This is a genomic window from Desulfurispirillum alkaliphilum (assembly GCF_055378285.1).
Map to the genome: position 1 here is coordinate 1,668,509 of NZ_AP042405.1, position 18,618 is coordinate 1,687,126.

Genomic DNA, 18,618 nt, shown 5'->3' on the forward strand with positions numbered 1-18,618 from the left:
TTTTTATGAAGTGGAAAAGAGCGGTACAATGAAAACAGTGGAATTTCTCAAAAGCGTCAAAAGTGAGTTCGGGAAAGTTGTCTGGCCGAAGAAGGATGAAGTCAAGGGCATGACACTGGTGGTACTGGTGCTGGTGGCCTTTATGACAGTGTACTTCGGTGCGCTGGATGCCGTGTTTTCCCGGATGATTTCACTGCTTATCGGATAATTCCTCAAGGAGACACGCTCAATGGCACTTTCTTGGTACGTGATACATGCATATTCCGGGTACGAGAACAAGGTACAGGAAGCTCTCGAGGAGCGGGTCAGCAGCCTTGGGCTTCAGGATAAGATCACTCAGATCCTGATTCCCACGGAAAATGTTGCCGAGTACAAGGGGGGCAAGAAGAAAATTGTCACCCGCAAGCGATACCCCGGGTACGTGTATGTGCAGATGGAGATGGATAAGACCACCTGGCACGTGGTGAAAAACATTCCCAAGGTGACCGGCTTTATTGGCGGGAACAAGCCTGTGGCTATTCACGACTCTGAAGTGCAGAAGCTGATCGAGTCTGACAAGCGACTGGTGGAACCGAAGGTGGAGTTTGTTGAACGGGATCCAGTGGAAGTGGTCGAAGGGCCATTCCACGGGTTTAATGGCGTGGTTACACACGTCGATCACGAGCGCAAGCGGGTGAAGGTGAACGTGAGCATATTTGGCCGCGAAACCCCCGTTGAGTTCGAGTACACGCAAATTCAGAAGATATAAATTGACATACAGGTAGTCCCAGGGGGCTACACGGAGGCAAAATTATGGCCAAAAAAGTAATTGGCGAAATCAAGCTGCAAATTCCTGCCGGTGGAGCAAATCCTGCCCCTCCCGTAGGTCCCGCCCTCGGTCAGAAGGGCGTGAACATCATGGCATTCTGTAAGGAATTCAACGCCAAGACAGAAAGCCAGAAGGGGATGATTATCCCCGTTGTCATCACGGTTTTTGAAGATCGCTCATTCACCTTTATCACCAAGACTCCTCCCGCCGCGATTCTGCTCATGAAGGCTGCCGGACTTGACAAGGGTTCAGCGGAGCCCAACAAGAACAAGGTTGGCAAGGTGACCAAGGCTCAGGTACAGGAAATCGCTCAGCTGAAGATGCCTGACCTGAACGCTCACACGCTTGAAGCGGCAATCGCAACAATCGAAGGCTCAGCGCGCAGCATGGGCCTGGTGGTGGAGGAGTAATCAATGGGAAAGAAATTTAACGCAGCTGTTGCGAAAGTAGATAAAGACAAGCGCTATACCCTGGAAGAAGCCCTGGAGCTCTGTAAGTCGCTGGCATTTGCCGGGTTTTCCGAGAGCGTGGACGTGGCAGTTAACCTTGGGGTCAATCCCCGTCACGCCGATCAGATTGTTCGCGGCAGCGTGAGCCTGCCCCACGGCACCGGCAAGGACGTTCGCGTTCTGGTTTTTGCCAAAGGGGAAAAAGAAAAGGAAGCGCGTGATGCCGGAGCGGATTACGTGGGTTCTGATGACCTGGCCCAGAAGATCACGGGTGGCTGGCTGGAGTTTGACAAGGCAGTGGCCACGCCTGACCTGATGGGTCTTGTGGGGAAACTGGGTCGTATCCTGGGGCCGCGCAGCCTGATGCCGAACCCCAAGCTGGGAACGGTTACCTTTGACGTGGCGAAGGCCGTCAAAGACCTGAAAAGTGGTATGATCGAGTATCGCACCGATAAAGCCGGAATTATCCATGCTCCTGTCGGGAAAGTGAGCTTTGAGCTTGACATGCTGCGTGAAAACGTGTTAGCTATTGTGGATGCCTTGATTAAGGCGAAGCCCGCTACCGCGAAAGGAACCTATGTTCGCGGGATCACCCTTTCAAGTACCATGGGTCCAGGGATCCGGCTTGATGTGAACGCGGTGCTCCAGAATCGATAATCTGATATCGCAGAACCAGGTGCGCAGTTCTTAATAGCGTAAGCTGCCTGGGGAGATGTCATCAATATAACATTGATGCCTCCATGCGTATGCATAGGAGGCATTTCTTATGGAGTGTGTTACTTGAAAACAGAAACTTTGGAAAAGAAGCAGAACGTCGTCAGCCTTGTGGCTCAGAAAATTGAGCAGAGCGCTGGTGTTATTCTGTGTAATTATTCCGGATTGACCGTTAAGGGTGCTGATGAATTTCGGAGTGAGCTGCGCAAGCTGGGTGCTGGCTACGGTGTTGTGAAAAATACCATGCTGCGTCGGGCGCTGCCGGATGTGGAAGGACTCGATGAGCATCTGCATGGGACCACTGGCGTGGTGTATACCGGTGACGACTTTGCCGCTGCTGCCAAGTACGTCAGCGAGTTTTCCACCAAGTCCAAGGAAGTTATTACCATCAAGTGTGGTGTGATGGATGGCGCGGTGCTCAGCCAGGCTGATGTCGTCGCTATCAGTAAGCTTCCTTCCCGCGAAGTGCTGCTGGCAAAACTGCTCGGAACGCTCAACGCACCTATCACAAACTTCGTCGGCGTTCTGGCTGGCGTGCCTCGCAAGTTTCTCTATGCGCTTAACGCGGTCAAAGAGAAAAAAGAGCAGGAATAAACGATTTTGTGAGTCAAATGCCTTAATCGCTGCATAAGCGTTTATTGATAAGATAATATACCCTGGAGGATATTCATGGCTATCAGCAAAGAAGATTTCATTTCTTACCTCGAAAACATGAGCGTTCTGGAACTGGCTGAACTGGTAAAGGAACTTGAAGAGAAGTTCGGTGTTTCCGCTGCTGCTCCTGTGGCTGTCGCTGCTGCCGGACCCGCTGCCGGACCCGCTGCTGCTGAAGAGGAAAAGACTGAGTTCGACGTTATCCTGGCCAACGCCGGTGAGAAGAAAATTAACGTTATCAAAGTTGTGCGCGAAGTGACCGGTCTGGGCCTCAAAGAAGCCAAGGATCTGGTAGAAGGCGCTCCCAAGGCAGTTAAAGAAGGCGTGAGCAAGGATCAGGCCAACGAACTGAAGGCGAAACTTGAAGAAGCCGGTGCCAAGGTAGAAGTAAAATAAGTGTTACTGCACTTTTAAGTTGAATGCCTTATGCGGCACAGGGGATGCGGCGGAAGCCGTCGCTCCCCCTGTGCTTGTTTGTGCTTGTAAAATTTGCCCAAACTGTTCATACTCACAGGTTGGCGCATAATGTGACAGGGAACGTTGTTCCTGATGTGATTCCCCCAACCCCATACCGTAACAGCAGGGAGTTACCATGGCGTTTGCTCAACAGCAAAATCGCAAAGTGACCTTTCGGAAACGGCACAACTTTTCCCGTATCCCCAATATTCTGGATATACCGGATCTGAATGCCATTCAAAAAGAATCATATGTAAAATTTCTTCAAATGGGCAAGGATTTCCAGCAGCGCAGTGACATGGGTCTCGAGGCGGTCTTTCGCAGCGTGTTCCCTATTCAGGACTACAATGAAACCGCCCAGTTGGAATATATCAGCTACTCCCTGGGAGAGCCGAAATATAATGTCAATGAGTGTCAGGATCGTGGTGCCACCTTCGCGGCTCCTGTCAGGATCAAGGTCCGCCTGGTACTCTTTGAGCGGGAAGGGTCAGCTGCTCCCGGCGAGCGTCCGGTCAAGGATGTCAAGGAGCAGGAAGTCTATCTGGGAGAACTCCCCCTGATGACCGACAAGGGGACCTTTATTATCAACGGCATTGAGCGGGTTATTGTCAGCCAGCTTCACCGTTCACCTGGTGTCTTTTTTGAAGACGATGGTGGCAAGGGCGGTGCCAATGCCAAGGTGATCTACTCTGCGCGTATCATACCCTATCGTGGCTCCTGGATGGATTTTGAATTTGATGCCAAGGATATCCTCTATGTCCGCATCGACAAGAAACGCAAGTTTCCGGCCACGGTTGTGCTCAAGGCACTGGGGTACAGCGAACGCGATATTCTCAGCCACTTCTACACCAATGAAACCATCCGCGTCGGTGAGGATGGTTCGGTTGAGAAACTGACCGACCTGGCAAATCTTTATAATCAGAAACTGATGCAGGATATCCTTCACCCTGAAAGTGGTGAGGTGCTGGTAAAGGCTGGACACAAGATAACCCGCGGCAATATTCGTAAGCTCACCAACGCCAATGTGCAGAGTATCCGGCTCGATCGCATGGAGGTAGTGCGTGACACGTCCTACTTCGCCGAAGATATTTACGATCCCTCCAGTGGCGAACTGCTTGCCTCCATTAACCAGCCTGTCACCGATGATATCTACGACCTGCTGCTTGAACGAGGGGTGCGCGAATTCGCCATTCTCTTTATCGACAATATCAAAAGTGATACCTCCATACGCGACACCCTGGCGGCTGACAGCAAGGTGACTTCGGCGGAAGAAGCTCTTATCGAGATATTCCGCAAGATGCGTCCAGGTGAGCCTCCCACGGTAGAAGCGGCTACACAGCTGTTTGACAACCTGTTCTTTGTCGCCAAGCGGTATGACCTCAGCCGCGTCGGGCGTCTGAAAATCAACCGTCGCCTCGGCCTTGAAGTTCCCATGGATGTCACTACCCTGACCCGTGAGGATATTCTGCAGGTCGTCAAGACCCTCTCCGATATCAAGAACGGAAAAGGTTCCGTCGACGATATCGACCACCTCAGCAACCGACGCATCCGCAGCGTGGGCGAGCTGCTGGAAAACCAGTTCCGCATCGGCCTGGTCCGCATGGAGCGCACGGTGAAGGAGCGCATGAGCATTCAGGATCTTTCGGAGCTTTCGCCCCAGGAACTCCTGAACTCCAAGCCCATCGTGGCTTCCATTAAGGAATTTTTCGGTTCTTCCCAGCTCAGTCAGTTTATGGATCAGACAAATCCCCTGGCCGAAATCACGCACAAGCGCCGGCTCTCGGCCCTTGGTCCTGGTGGTCTGACCCGTGAACGGGCGGGTTTTGAGGTGCGTGACGTTCACACCACGCACTACGGACGTATCTGCCCCATCGAAACTCCGGAAGGCCCGAACATCGGTCTGATAACCTCTCTGGCAACCCATGGACGTATCAACGAGTATGGCTTTATCGAAACGCCTTACCGGAAGGTTGAGAAGAAAAAGGTAACCACGCAGATCGATTATCTCAGCGCCATTGACGAGTATGGTCAGATCATCGCCCAGGCCAATGAGCCCCTCGACAAGGGCAACTGCTTTGTCAACGAGCTGGTTTCCGCCCGTGATGAGGGTGAATTCGTTATGACTGAAGCGGAGAATATCACCTACATGGACGTTGCACCGGTACAGATGGTGTCTGTGGCCGCCGGCCTGATTCCCTTCCTGGAGAACGATGACGCCAACCGCGCTCTGATGGGATCAAACATGCAGCGTCAGGCAGTTCCCCTGCTGCGCACCCAGTCGCCTCTGGTCGGAACCGGCCTTGAGCGCAAGGTGGCTGTTGACAGCGGCGCTGCCATAACGGCTACCCGTGGCGGAACCATTGTCAGCGTTGAAGCGGACAAGATCATTGTCCACGTCAATGAGAGCGAAATCGCTCCCGGCGAAGGTCGCGTTGATATCTACAACCTCATCAAGTTCCGACGCTCCAACCAGAATACCTGCATCAACCAGACGCCCATCGTATTTCCGGGCGATCAGGTCAAGGCGGGCGATGTCATCGCCGATGGTCCGGCCACCGAGTCTGGTGATCTGGCCCTGGGCAAGAACGTGGTTGTCGCCTTCATGCCGTGGATGGGCTACAACTTCGAGGACTCCATCCTCATCTCCGAACGCGTGGTGCTGGAAGATGTCTATACTTCCATTCACATCGAGGAATTTGACGTGGAAGCCCGTGACACCAAACTGGGTCCGGAAGATATCACCCGCGATATTCCCAACGTGGGTGAAGACGCCCTCAAGGATATTGATGACTCCGGTATCATCCGCATAGGCGCGGAAGTGAAAGCCGGCGATATCATGGTTGGGAAAGTAACTCCCAAGGGGGAGACGCAGCCAACACCTGAAGAAAAGCTCCTGCGGGCGATCTTCGGCGAGAAGGCTGGCGAGTTCCGCGACGCATCCCTGACCGTACCCCCCGGTATTGAGGGGACCATCGTCGACGTGAAGGTCTTCACCCGTCGCGGTACGGAAAAAGACGACCGCGTCAAGGATATCGAGGAAGAAGAAATCAAGAAGCTGGAAGTCGACTATCAGGATGAGTGCACCCTTATCCGCAAGGAGCGCCTCAACAAGATACGTCGCCTGCTGGTCGGCAAAAAGCTCGCAGACGACCTGGTGCTGCGTGGCAAGATACTTGGACGCGAAGGGGAAGCCATCACCATGGAAATGGTGGAAAAGCTCACCCTCAACGAGCTGCTGGAAACCCCCGTTGAAGACAGCGAAGGATTTATCCGCAAGGCCGAGTCCATCCGTGAAATTACGGAAGAGCAGCTGGAAAAAACCCACGAGATGTACACGGAGAAAAAATCCCGTGTCAACATGGGCGACGATCTGCCTCCCGGGGTCTTTAAAATGGTCAAGGTCTATGTTGCCGTCAAGCGTAAGCTGAAAGTCGGCGACAAGATGGCCGGGCGCCACGGCAACAAGGGTGTTGTTTCCCGCATCCTGCCCCAGGAAGACTTGCCCTATCTGCCAGACGGAACTCCCGTTGACATCGTGCTCAACCCCCTGGGTGTTCCCTCCCGTATGAACGTGGGGCAGATTCTTGAAACCCACCTGGGCTGGGCTGCCAAGGCTCTGGGTATGCACGTTGCCACCAACGTGTTCGATGGCGCCAATGAAGGCGATATCAAGGAACTCCTGCGCAAGGCCTATGATGGCAATGACACCGGTCAGACCGATCTCTACGACGGACGTACCGGCGAGAAATTTGACCAGCCGGTGACCGTCGGCGTCATCTACATGCTGAAGCTGCACCACCTGGTTGACACCAAAATTCACGCCCGCAGCACAGGGCCGTACTCGCTGGTTACCCAGCAGCCCCTGGGCGGTAAAGCGCAGTTCGGCGGACAGCGATTCGGGGAAATGGAAGTCTGGGCCCTTGAGGCCTATGGAGCCTCCCACTGTCTGCAGGAGCTGCTCACCGTGAAGTCGGATGATGTCAACGGACGTACCAAGATGTACGAGGCTATCGTCAAAGGGGAAAACACCCTGACACCTGGCCTGCCTGAGTCCTTTAACGTACTGGTGAAGGAACTGCAGTCTCTGTGCCTTGATGTGGAGCTTATCTCCACGGACGAGGCGGTGGAAGTTGAAGCCGGCGAAAGCAGTGAAGTGCTGACGGAAGAGTCAGGCGAGTAAGTCCTTTTAAAGACCTTATACAGCGGTTGGCGTAGCGACGCCGAACCAGGATATGCTGGAGGAAACCTTGGATATCCGAGCCATGAATGAAAAGAAAGCCTTGCCCTTTTTCGATGCCATACAGATACGCCTGGCATCGCCGGAGAAGATCCGCTCCTGGTCCCACGGTGAGGTGACCAAGCCTGAGACGATCAACTACCGCACGTTCAAGCCGGAGAAGGATGGCCTTTTCTGTGCGAAAATCTTCGGCCCTGTGAAGGACTGGGAGTGTAACTGCGGAAAATACAAGCGTATGAAGCACCGTGGCATTGTGTGCGAAAAGTGTGGCGTGGAAGTAATCCAGTCCAAAGTTCGTCGCGAGCGCCTCGGCCACATTGAGCTGGCGTGCCCAGTCAGCCACGTATGGCTTTTCAAGGGCTTGCCCAGCCGTATCGGTACCATCCTGGATATGACCCTGCGTGATCTGGAAAAGGTTCTGTACTTTGAGGAGTACATTGTCCTCGATCCCATGCAGACACCCCTCGAAGAGAAGCAGCTCCTCTCGGAAGAGGCCTACTACAATGCCGTCGAAGAGTTCGGCTATGGTTCCTTTGTCGCCGACATGGGAGCGGAGGCCATTCGCGAGATGCTGCGCAAGCTGGATCTGGACCTGCTGGCCATTGAGCTGCGCCAGGATCTGCAGGATGCCACGTCCGTGCAGAAAATCAAAAAACTGACCAAGCGCCTGAAAGTGGTGGAGGCATTCCGCAAAAGCGGCAACAAGCCCGAGTGGATGATCCTGGAAGTCATTCCGGTCATCCCCCCCGAGCTGCGCCCCCTGGTTCCCCTGGATGGCGGACGTTTTGCCACCAGTGATCTGAACGATCTCTACCGGCGCGTCATCAATCGTAACAACCGCCTCAAGCGCCTGATGGAGCTGCAGGCACCGGATATCATTATCCGCAACGAAAAGCGCATGCTGCAGGAAGCAGTAGACGCCCTCTTTGACAATGGCAAGCGTGGACGCGTTCTGCGCGGCCCCAACAAGCGTCCCCTGAAATCCCTGTCCGATATGCTCAAGGGCAAGCAGGGCCGTTTCCGTCAGAACCTTCTGGGTAAGCGGGTTGACTACTCGGGCCGCTCCGTTATCGTTGCTGGTCCCGAGCTGAAGATGTGGCAGTGCGGTCTGCCCAAGAAGATGGCGTTGGAGCTTTTCAAGCCATTTATCTTCCAGAAGCTGGAGCAGAAAGGCTATGCAGCCACCATCAAAAGTGCCAAGAAGATGGTGGAAAAGAATCGCCCCGAAGTATGGGATATCCTGGAAGAGGTTATCCGCGAGCATCCCGTGATGCTCAACCGTGCACCAACCCTGCACCGCCTTGGTATCCAGGCTTTTGAGCCGGTGCTGATCGAGGGCAAGGCCATCCAGCTGCACCCGCTGGTATGTACCGCCTTCAACGCCGACTTTGACGGTGACCAGATGGCGGTTCACGTGCCCCTCTCCACCGAGGCGATCCTGGAAGCGCGTATTCTGATGCTCGCCTCCAACAACATTCTGTCTCCGGCGAGCGGCAAACCGATTACCGTACCCACACAGGACATTGTTCTGGGGTGCTATTACATGACCCGTGAAAAGCGTAATGCCCGTGGCGAAGGCATGGCCTTTGGTTCTGTTGAGGAAGTGGAAACCGCTTACTCCCTGAACAAGATTGATCTGCACGCCAAGATTACCTGCCGTCTGAATGGCGGTCGCTTTGAAACCACCGTCGGGCGCGTTCTCTTTTCCCAGTGCCTGCCGGAGAACATGGGCTTTGAACTGATCAATAAAACCCTCAACAAGAAGGTACTGCTTGCCATCGTCGAGCGTTGCTACCGTGAAAACGGCAATGCTCAGACCGTTCTCTTCCTTGATCGCCTCAAGGAAATGGGCTACCGCTATGCCACCAAGGCCGGTATTTCTGTCTGCCTTGACGACATGCGTATTCCCGATAACAAGCAGGCCCTGGTGGAAAAGGGCATCAATGAAGTTGCCGAAGCCAACATCAAGTACCAGGAGGGTATCAGTACCTTCGGCGAGAAGTACAACCGCACCATTGGTATCTGGTCCGATATCACCGAGAAAATCGCAGACGAGATGATGAAGGCTCTGGGCAGCGAAGGTGGGGATGCCTCCTCATCCAACCCCCGTGAGCGCAACTTCAACTCCATCTACGTGATGGCTGACTCCGGTGCCCGTGGCTCCAGACAGCAGATGCGTCAGCTGGCCGGAATGCGTGGTCTGATGGCCAAGCCGGATGGCTCTATTATCGAGACGCCCATCATGGCGAACTTCCGCGAAGGGTTGAGCGTTCTGGAATACTTCATCTCCACCCACGGCGCCCGGAAGGGTCTGGCGGATACGGCTCTGAAGACAGCCAACTCCGGTTATCTGACCCGTCGTCTGGTGGATGTGGCCCAGGATGTAATCATCACCGAAGCCGATTGTGGCAGCAACCGTGGCATGGTGATCACCGCCTTCATGGAAGGCAGCACCATTATCGAAAGCATCGGCGAGCGTGTGCTCGGACGGGTCACCCTCGACGAGGTGGTGGATATCCATGGCGATGTCATCCTGCCCAAGGGCCACCTGATTGACGAAGACGATGTGCAGCGTGTTGAAGAAGCCGGAATTGAGAAAATCCGCGTGCGCTCTGTCATGAACTGCCAGGCCCAGTCCGGCGTATGTGCCCAGTGCTATGGCCGTGACCTCTCCCGTGGCAGCCTGGTCAGCATCGGCGAGGCTGTCGGCGTAGTGGCAGGCCAATCCATCGGTGAACCCGGTACGCAGCTGACCATGCGTACGTTCCACGTTGGTGGTGCTACCAGTCAGAAGGCCGAAGAATCCATGGCTCACGCCAAGGCTTCCGGTACCGTAAAATACATTGACCTGATGACCGTGACCAATCGTGCTGGCAAGACAGTTGCCATGAGCCGTAACGGACTTATGCTGATCCTGGATGAAGGCGGCAATGAAATTGACTCCCACAAGGTGACCTACGGTGCCCACGTACTCGTTGCTGACGGTGCCGCGGTATCCCAGGGGGAAAAGCTGCTGGAATGGGATCCATTTGCTGCGGTGATTATCACCGAAGTCAGCGGTATTGCCAAATTCGGTGACATTGTCGACGGTCAGACCGTTAAGGAAGATGTGGATGCGGTGACGGGCATCAGCCGCCGTACCGTACTTGAGCACTCCGAAGAGCGACGACAGCCCCGGGTGTCCATCAAGGGCAGCGGCGATGAGACGCTGCGTCGTTACTTCCTGCCCGGTGGCAGTACCATTCAGGTGGCTGAAGGCACGGAAGTGCTTCCCGGTGATATTATCGCCAAGATTCCGAAAGCGGCCACCAAGGCCAAGGATATCACGGGTGGTCTGCCACGGGTTGCCGAGCTCTTTGAAGCCCGCAAGCCCAAGGATCAGGCGATCGTCAGTGAAATAGATGGTATTCTGAATATTGGTGGACTGGTGCGCGGCATGCGCAAGGTCACGGTTCGCAACGATGATACCGGCGAACTGAAGACCTACTCCATCCCCCGTAACCGTTATATCAACTACCTTGACGGTGATATGGTCCGCGCCGGTGACATGATCGTTGACGGTGCCATGGATCCCCATGACATCCTGAGTATCAAGGGCGTCGACGCGGTGCAGGAGTACCTGACCAATGAGATCCAGGAAGTGTACCGATCCCAGGGCGTTGGCATCAATGACAAGCACATCGAAGTGATTATCCGTCAGATGCTCAAGAAGGTGCGCATTACCGATTCCGGTGATTCCGACTTCATGGTTGACGAAGAGCTTGAGTGGTTGAACGTTGAGAACAAGAACCGCGAGCTTGAGCTTGCCGGAAAGCTGCCGGCCAAGTACGATCGCATGCTGCTGGGCATAACCAAAGCCAGTCTGTCCACGGAGTCGTTTATCTCGGCAGCTTCCTTCCAGGAGACGACGCGGGTTCTGACAGAGGCCAGTATCTCCGGTAAGATCGACCACCTCAACGGCCTGAAGGAAAACGTCATCATGGGACGACTGATTCCTGCTGGCACCGGGGTGAAGTCAAATAAACGGTTTACGTACAGTAAAACATCCTAAGTCCTGCTGACGGGTCTGTGGTTGACAAGGAAAACAGCGGGCTCTCCTTTCGGGAGATGCCCGCTTGTTTTTTCAACCAGGGGCGCGCAGTGTCAAAGGCAGGCACCAGTGACCAGAATACCTTTGAGAGAGGTTACGTGTGACACCGAAGAAAATTGTTGAAGTATCAGTAATCGGTAAGGATAAAAAGGGCGTTATCGCCACCTTCACATCGCTGCTTTTTGACTGTGGCGTCAATATTGAAGACCTTGAACAGACGGTACGGGAAGACTTCTTCCTGATGCGTATCAAGGGCGATATCAGCGGTCTGACGGTCAGTCTGACCGGCCTCGAAGGGCTCCTGAGCGAGGCAGCCAAAAAGCTGGACATGGAAGTGTCCCTCAACACCCGGCAGTCCTCCGGCATCAAGCGCATGGCGCTGATGGTCACCAAGGAAGCCCATGCTCCCGAAGCCATTCTCGCGGAAATCAAGGCAGGGCGCATCCAGGCAGAGGTGGCCGTGATGATCGGCAACCGCGAAGAGCTGCGACCGCTCGCCGAGCGCGAGGGAATCCCTTTCTTCTGCTTCAGCTCCAAGATCAAGGAAGAGAACGAGCACAACATTATCGAGCTGCTGCGACAGCCCGAATACAACGTGGATCTGATCGTGCTGGCCCGCTATATGCAAATTCTCTCACCGGAGTTCACCTTCCGCTATGAAGGGAAAATCATCAATATTCACCCCTCGCTGCTGCCCGCCTATCCAGGAGCCCGTGCGTACCGTCAGGCCTATGACAATGGCTCAACGGTGGCCGGAGCCACCGCCCACTTTGTGACCATGGATCTCGATCGTGGCCCGATCATCTACCAGGAGGCCTTCTACATCGACAAGTCCAGCGATACGCTCCAGGATGTGGTGCGTCGCGGCCAGGATCTGGAGAAGCGCATTCTGTCACGGGCTGTGCGCATGTTTGTGGATGAGGAACTCTATATGCACTGGGGCAAAGTCTACTGGCGCAAATCCCCCTACAACGACGGTACCTGTCCGGAAGTCGGCCATCTTCCTTCGATTTCCTGACAGAAGTGCCGGCTGTTTGGCGGCAGCCGCAGAGTGTGGTATCCTCATTGCTGCAGGAAAATTGCGCTACGCGCATGACGCGCGCAAGGAGCTGAGTTCTTGTCTTATTTAGTGTATGCCAGAAAATACCGGCCGCGCACCTTCGCTGAAGTTGTCGGTCAGCAGCATATCTCGCGCACCCTGCTCAATTCCATTCGCGGCGGGCGGCTGGCCCATGCGCTGATTTTCAACGGTCCCCGTGGTGTGGGGAAGACCTCCATGGCGCGCATTCTGGCCAAGAGCCTCAACTGCATGGCGCCGGCTGAGGGGGAGCCCTGCGGCACGTGTGAAAACTGCGTCGCCATTGATCAGGGAGCATTTCTTGACGTGGTGGAGATTGATGCTGCTTCCAATCGCGGCATTGATTCCATGAAGACCCTCATTGAAGAGGTCGATTATGCCCCCGCCATGGGGCAGGTCAAGGTCTATATCATCGACGAATTTCACATGCTCACCCGTGAGGCTTTCAACGCTTTTCTGAAAACCCTCGAAGAGCCGCCCCCCCATACCGTGTTTGTGCTGGCGACCACGGATCTGCACAAGGTTAATCCCACCATACTCTCACGCTGCCAGCGTCACGATTTCCGGCGCATACCACGGGATGAGATGGTTCAGGCTCTGGCCCACATCCTGGGTAACGAGGGTATTGCATTTGAGACCGACGCCCTGCAGATCATCGCCACCACCAGCGAGGGCTGCATGCGCGACGCGGAATCCATCCTTGATCGCGTCGTCAGTTACTGTGGTGAACGTATCAGCGCCGCCGATGTCATGGAGCTGGTCGGCATTGCGACCCATGGCATGGTGTTTGGAGTCTTCCAGGCCATTGCCGCTGGCGACCTGCCACGCATACTGACGCTGATTGAACAGGCCAATGAGACCGGCGCCGATATGCGCCAGCTTTGCCGGCAGCTGCTGGAGACAACCCGCCTCGTCTACCTGGCGACCCAGGGCATTATACCCGTGAGTGATGAGGAGTCGGTGGAGCAGCTGCAGCAGCTGGGGAAAGCCTTTGATACCCTGCAGCTCGATGCCATCTACTCCATGCTCCGCGAATGTTTTGTGGAGATCACCCACTCTCCTTTTCCCCAGTACGATCTGGAATTCTGTCTGCTCAAGAGTGCGCGCCTGCTGCCCAGTGTGGAGGTTGAGCGGCTGATCGGCGCTCTGCAGGCTCCTGAACCATCAGTGGTGCCAGCCCCGGCCGCACCTTCCACGGAAAAAAAAACTCTAAAACCAGCTCAGCAACCCCCGCAGACCACGGAAGCACTGCACCGTGAGCTTGTCGGGATTCTTGATGAAACCCATCCCCATGTGGCCGCTTTTCTGCGCCACAGTCGTCTGGAACAGAAGGGCTCACAGCCCGACACCTATATTCTGAAAACGGCTCCATGTAACCACGACCTCATGGGGCAGGACAAACGCGGACTGCTGGCACAGCATATTGCGCAGTTGCTGGGCAGGCCCTGTCAGCTGGAAGTTCAGGTTGAAGCCGCTCCGGATACGCTTGCCAGGCAGGAAGAGCGCCAGCGTACCGATCTGCAGGAGCACTTCCGGCGGGAGCTGATGGGCGATGAAATCTACCAGGGCCTGGTGGAGCGCTTTCAGGGATCACTCATGGACCTGCGGGTTCTGGATGACGCCACGCCACCGGATATTGAAGATGAGAACGACTCGCAAACGGACCTTCACGGCGAAGGTACTTGAATACCTATGATACACAGGAGAATCACATGAAAGGTTTTGGCGGCGGTATGAATATGCAGGCCATGATGAAGCAGGCTCAGGCCATGCAGGAGAAGATCATGAAACTGCAGGAAGAAGTGGAACAGCAGACCGTGGAGGTCTCTGTTGGTGGAGATGTGGTGCGGGTAGTCGCCAATGGCAAGGGAAAGATCATCTCCATGGAAATTTCGCCGGATATCATCGATCCCTCGGATCCCGAAATGCTGCAGGATATTATTATCTCCGCAGTCAATGAAGCCCAGGAAAAGGCAGCGGCCCACACCCAGGAGCAGATGTCCAAGGTAACCGGAGGAATGAAGCTGCCCGGCTTCATGTAAGCGCCATGTACGCACTTCCCAGTGTAGAGTTGCTGGCGCAGGGGCTGGCGCAGATTCCGGGTATTGGTCAGAAGACCGCTGAGCGATTTGCCCTTGAGGTGGCCGCCATGGCCCCCGCGAAGCGACAGGCCATTGTCCGGGCTTTTGAAGAACTGGAAAACCGTCTGATGGCATGTGATGAGTGTCATACCCTGGCCGAGAGCTCGCCCTGCCCGCTCTGTCGGAACACTTCCCGCAACCGACGGCAGCTGTGTGTGGTGGAGACCTTCCACGATCTCGTGGCCATTGAGAATGCCGGCGTCTATGAAGGCCTCTACCACGTCCTGGGTGGCAAAGTGTCCCCCGTAGCCCACTGCTCTCCCCAGGACCTTTTTCTGCAGACACTTCCGCAGCGCATTCAGGAGCTGGGTGTCGCGGAAGTGATTATTGCCGCCTCCCACACCCCGGAGTCTCGCATCACCATGGAGCTTGTGAAAAGAAGTGTGCTGAGTGCAAAAACAAACACGCAGGTCACTTTTTTCTCCTCACTGTTGCCGGTAGGCGCTCCACTGAGCATTTGTGCAGTTGATATCCTGAAAAAAGCGTTTCATGCCAGAAAAAATGCCATTGACGATCAGTTGAATGCCATGTAAAAAAGGAGAGTTTTTCCGTTCAGGGGGGAAAAACGACTTGTGAAAGGGAATCCGTTTCAAAACACAATTTCTTCGTATACGATGGCATTGTGAATTTACAAAGTTAAGGAGGGCTGACCATGAGCCAAGACTTCACACTCCCTTATTCCGACGAATTGGGTTTTTGTAACATCAAGATGTCGGCAGTTGGGGGCGATGGCGCCAATATGGCCGGAAAAATGCTGTTTAAAATCGCCCTTGAGTACATGGGGCTGGACGGCGCTTTTGACGCCAAATACGGCTCCGAGAAAAAAGGAACACCCACGGATGTCAGCGTCAAGCTGTGTGAGCGTGGTGTTCCCATCCGTCAAACCGGACCAACGGACAGTCCTCACGTTCTGGTAATATTCCGTGAAGACCTCATCGGTCCTCTGAACCTGATACAGGGTGTGCAGGAAAATGCCATCGTGATCGTCAACACGGAGCGCACCCCCGCCCAGATCCGTGAAGAGCTCAAGCTGCACAGCGGAACCATCATCTGTGTCGACGCGCTGGACATCGCGTCCAAAACCCGCTCACGCCTGAACATGCCACTGCTCTCCGCACTGGTATACGCCCTGAAGCTGCCTGAAGATATTTTCGAGAAAACCATCAAGGAAACCTGGCCCAAGCCTGAGGTTCAGAAGTCCAACATCGAAGCGTTCGAGCAGACTCTGGGCAACAAGCAGGAGGCGCACTTCCCCGCTGACGGCAAATTCCCGCTGGTTCCTGGCAAGTGGACCTATGAGACCCCCATTGGCTGGCGCAACCAGAACAAGGGTGGCTACATGGAAACCCGCCTGTTCTCCCTGCACGGCAAAGACATGAAGATCACCCGTCAGGGCCTGATTCCCCTCTTCAACGCCGAGGCCTGTATCCACTGCGCCAAGTGCTTCTACACCTGTGCCGACCCCGGATCTATCATCTTTAAGGACAGCAAGATGGTTGGTTACAACTATGCTCACTGCAAAGGCTGCCTGCGCTGCGTTGAGGTATGTCCTACCCATAAGAAGGGCAAAGCCCTCAGTAAGGGTATGGAAGCTGAGCACCATGATCTCGTTACCAAGCACACCTGGTTCTGAGCGGAAATTAAGGAGGAAATGACAGCATGATAGAACAAATCTCCAAGGTAATTAACGGCAACGAAGCCGTCGCCGAAGCCATTATTCATATCGGATACGAATTCGAAGGCTACTATCCCATCACTCCTTCATCTGACGCCGGACAGGAAGTCAATACGCGCCTGGCCAATGGTGAAGCGGATCTTTCCTTTGTTGTCGGCACCTCAGAGCTTGCCGCCATCGGCATCTGCTACGGCGCGGCCCTGGCTGGCGCCCGCACCGTTGATGTCACTTCGGCCAATGGTCTTCTGCTGAAGCTTGAGCAGATTCCCGTTATCTCCGGTACGCGTACTCCCATGGTTCTGAACCTGTCCACTCGTTGTGTATCCGGCCCGCTGAACATCAAGAACGACCACACTGACCTGGCCACCATGCTGGGCATGGGCTGGCTGATCCTGATGGCCAAGAACGTTCAGGAAGTCTATGACATGAACATCATAGCCCTGAAACTGGCTGAAAAAGTCAACCTGCCTGTGTGCGTTGCCTATGACGGCTTTCACACTTCCCACGGCAACCGTCGCGTGCTGATTGCCAAGGACAAAAAGGATGTCACCAGCTTCATCGGTCCCAAGCCCAAGCGCCCCACCTGTCTGGACGTGGAAGAGCCCCGCACCTTCGGCCCTTACATGAACGACGACATCATCAACAACAAATACCAGCTGCACCTGGCCATGCAGGAAGCCTACGAAGCGCTTCCCGGCCTCTTCGCCGAGTTTGAAGCCAAGTTTGGCCGCAAGTACGGCTTCCTGGACACCATGGGCCTGGAAAAGGCCGACAGCGCCATGATGCTCCTCAACAGCGCCGCTGAGTCCACCAAGGACGCCATTGAACTGCGCAAGAAAGAGGGCAAGGAAAACATCGGTCTGATCAGCTTCAACGTTCTGCGCCCCTTCCCCGTGAAGGAAGTGGTCGGAGCCCTGAAGAACATCAAGACCCTGCTGGTTGCAGAGCGCGCCCATATGTACGGCGCCACCATGTCCTACCTGGCCACAGAAGTTGCCGCCACTGCTCAGCAGGCGGGCAATCAGGTGAAAATTCTCAACCGCGTTTTCGGATTGGGCGGCTTGAATTTCATTCACCGTGACGCCCTGGCGGTTATGGATCAGCTGGAAAAAGCCAATGCCGGTGACGCCAGCGTTCCCGTGTTTGACTACTACCAGCACTGGGATGGCGAAGCCACACCTCCTGCAGCGGAAAAGGTGAAACTGCCCGCTCTGGAGCAGTACACCCAGAATGAAAAATACGAAAAAGTTGATATCAACACCCTGAAGAAGCTGGCCTCCGATATGCCTACCCGTATCGAGAAGATGTCCAGCTGCCCTGGCTGCGGTATATTCACCAACCTGGAGATGTTCCTCAAGGGCATTGACGGCGCCGTGATCCTGACCTTTGCCACCGGCTGCGGCATGGTTGTTACCACCGGCTATCCCGGTACCTCCTTCAAGGTTCCCTATGTCCACTCTCTCTTCCACAACGCGGCATCCACGGCCACCGGTATTGTTGAGCACTACCGCTGGCTCAAGGAAAAAGGTCTGCAGGATCGTGAAATCACGGTTATCGCCGTTGGTGGTGACGGAGCTTCCGACATCGGTATGGATCAGATCCTGGGCGCGGCTCTGCGCAACACGCCCTTTATCTACATCGAGTATGATAACAAGGTATACGCCAACACCGGTGCCCAGATGTGCTACACCGGCTTCAAGGGTATGCTCTCCACCACTTCCCAGGTGGGTAAAAAGTATATTGGCAAGCAGTTTCACCACAAGGACATCGTCGAAATCATGCGCGGTACCCATATGCCTTACATGGCGACCATCGCGGAAACCAACCCCGTCGATGCCGTCCAGAAGGCCCGCAAGGCACAGCAGACAGTTCGCGATGGCGGAATGGCCTTTATCAAGGCATTCTCCGTATGCCCTCTGAACTGGGTTACTGCCGATGACAGCGGACCTGCCATTACCCAGGCCATGCTGGACAGTTGCCTCTTCCCCCTCTATGAAATTGACCATGGGATCACCAAGCTCAACTACGATCCCAAGGACAAAAAGATCCCCGTTGGCGACGCCCTCAAACTGATGGGGAAAGCCACCAGCCACCTCAATAAACCGGAGGCCAAGCCGGTTGTTGAAGAGGTTCAGAAGGAAGTTGATCGTCGCTGGGAGCGCCTGATTGCCATGAACGAGCATCCACTGCTCTGATCCTTATGGGAAATTCCCTTTTTATCCCGGTTCTGCTCTGGCAGAACCGGGATTTTTTTTGACACCAGGTGGCCCTTGAATTTCAGGGGTGGGCGCTTATACTTACCTTTGCCTGCGTGTT

The 18,618-nt window shown here is 54.9% G+C and carries 14 protein-coding genes; all 14 read left to right on the plus strand.

What is annotated here, in order from left to right; genetic code table 11:
• Nucleotides 1-28: 28 nt before the first annotated feature.
• The 14 genes from secE to ACZ46I_RS07570 all read left to right on the plus strand — a co-directional run bounded on the left by secE (nucleotide 29) and on the right by ACZ46I_RS07570 (nucleotide 18,497).
• Complete coding sequence (gene secE / locus ACZ46I_RS07505) at nucleotides 29-208, plus strand: preprotein translocase subunit SecE (RefSeq protein ID WP_013506556.1); 180 nt, start codon at nucleotides 29-31, stop codon at nucleotides 206-208.
• Between the two features lie 21 nt (nucleotides 209-229).
• Complete coding sequence (nusG, locus tag ACZ46I_RS07510; protein WP_013506555.1) at nucleotides 230-748, plus strand: transcription termination/antitermination protein NusG; 519 nt, start codon at nucleotides 230-232, stop codon at nucleotides 746-748.
• Between the two features lie 44 nt (nucleotides 749-792).
• Nucleotides 793-1,218: a 50S ribosomal protein L11 gene (gene rplK, locus ACZ46I_RS07515; protein WP_013506554.1), complete on the plus strand. Its 426-nt coding sequence runs from the start codon at nucleotides 793-795 to the stop codon at nucleotides 1,216-1,218.
• A 3-nt stretch (nucleotides 1,219-1,221) separates the two neighbouring features.
• Nucleotides 1,222-1,914 (plus strand): 50S ribosomal protein L1, encoded by a 693-nt coding sequence (gene rplA / locus ACZ46I_RS07520; RefSeq protein WP_013506553.1) that lies wholly within the window; start codon nucleotides 1,222-1,224, stop codon nucleotides 1,912-1,914.
• Between the two features lie 123 nt (nucleotides 1,915-2,037).
• Nucleotides 2,038-2,565, plus strand: a complete 528-nt coding sequence (gene rplJ / locus ACZ46I_RS07525; RefSeq protein WP_013506552.1) for a 50S ribosomal protein L10 — start codon at nucleotides 2,038-2,040, stop codon at nucleotides 2,563-2,565.
• Nucleotides 2,566-2,640: 75 nt separating this feature from the next.
• On the plus strand, nucleotides 2,641-3,021 hold the full coding sequence (gene rplL / locus ACZ46I_RS07530) for a 50S ribosomal protein L7/L12 (RefSeq protein WP_226507842.1): 381 nt from the start codon (nucleotides 2,641-2,643) through the stop codon (nucleotides 3,019-3,021).
• A gap of 196 nt (nucleotides 3,022-3,217) precedes the next feature.
• Nucleotides 3,218-7,261, plus strand: a complete 4,044-nt coding sequence (rpoB, locus tag ACZ46I_RS07535) for a DNA-directed RNA polymerase subunit beta (RefSeq protein ID WP_464280409.1) — start codon at nucleotides 3,218-3,220, stop codon at nucleotides 7,259-7,261.
• Nucleotides 7,262-7,343: 82 nt separating this feature from the next.
• Nucleotides 7,344-11,369 (plus strand): DNA-directed RNA polymerase subunit beta', encoded by a 4,026-nt coding sequence (rpoC, locus tag ACZ46I_RS07540; protein ID WP_464280410.1) that lies wholly within the window; start codon nucleotides 7,344-7,346, stop codon nucleotides 11,367-11,369.
• A gap of 139 nt (nucleotides 11,370-11,508) precedes the next feature.
• On the plus strand, nucleotides 11,509-12,426 hold the full coding sequence (locus tag ACZ46I_RS07545; protein ID WP_464280411.1) for a formyltetrahydrofolate deformylase: 918 nt from the start codon (nucleotides 11,509-11,511) through the stop codon (nucleotides 12,424-12,426).
• Nucleotides 12,427-12,525: 99 nt separating this feature from the next.
• The gene (dnaX, locus tag ACZ46I_RS07550; protein WP_464280412.1) at nucleotides 12,526-14,172 is read left to right on the plus strand and encodes a DNA polymerase III subunit gamma/tau; all 1,647 of its coding nucleotides are present in this window, start codon (nucleotides 12,526-12,528) and stop codon (nucleotides 14,170-14,172) included.
• Nucleotides 14,173-14,198: 26 nt separating this feature from the next.
• Nucleotides 14,199-14,528 carry a YbaB/EbfC family nucleoid-associated protein gene (locus ACZ46I_RS07555; protein WP_013506546.1) on the plus strand — a complete coding sequence of 110 codons (330 nt, stop codon included), beginning with the start codon at nucleotides 14,199-14,201 and terminating at the stop codon, nucleotides 14,526-14,528.
• Nucleotides 14,529-14,533: 5 nt separating this feature from the next.
• Entirely contained in the window at nucleotides 14,534-15,160 is a 627-nt protein-coding gene (locus ACZ46I_RS07560; RefSeq protein WP_464280413.1) for a recombination mediator RecR, read from the plus strand.
• A 119-nt stretch (nucleotides 15,161-15,279) separates the two neighbouring features.
• Nucleotides 15,280-16,260 carry a 2-oxoacid:acceptor oxidoreductase family protein gene (locus ACZ46I_RS07565; RefSeq protein ID WP_464280414.1) on the plus strand — a complete coding sequence of 327 codons (981 nt, stop codon included), beginning with the start codon at nucleotides 15,280-15,282 and terminating at the stop codon, nucleotides 16,258-16,260.
• Between the two features lie 26 nt (nucleotides 16,261-16,286).
• Nucleotides 16,287-18,497: a thiamine pyrophosphate-dependent enzyme gene (locus ACZ46I_RS07570; protein ID WP_013506543.1), complete on the plus strand. Its 2,211-nt coding sequence runs from the start codon at nucleotides 16,287-16,289 to the stop codon at nucleotides 18,495-18,497.
• Nucleotides 18,498-18,618 lie beyond the last annotated feature (121 nt).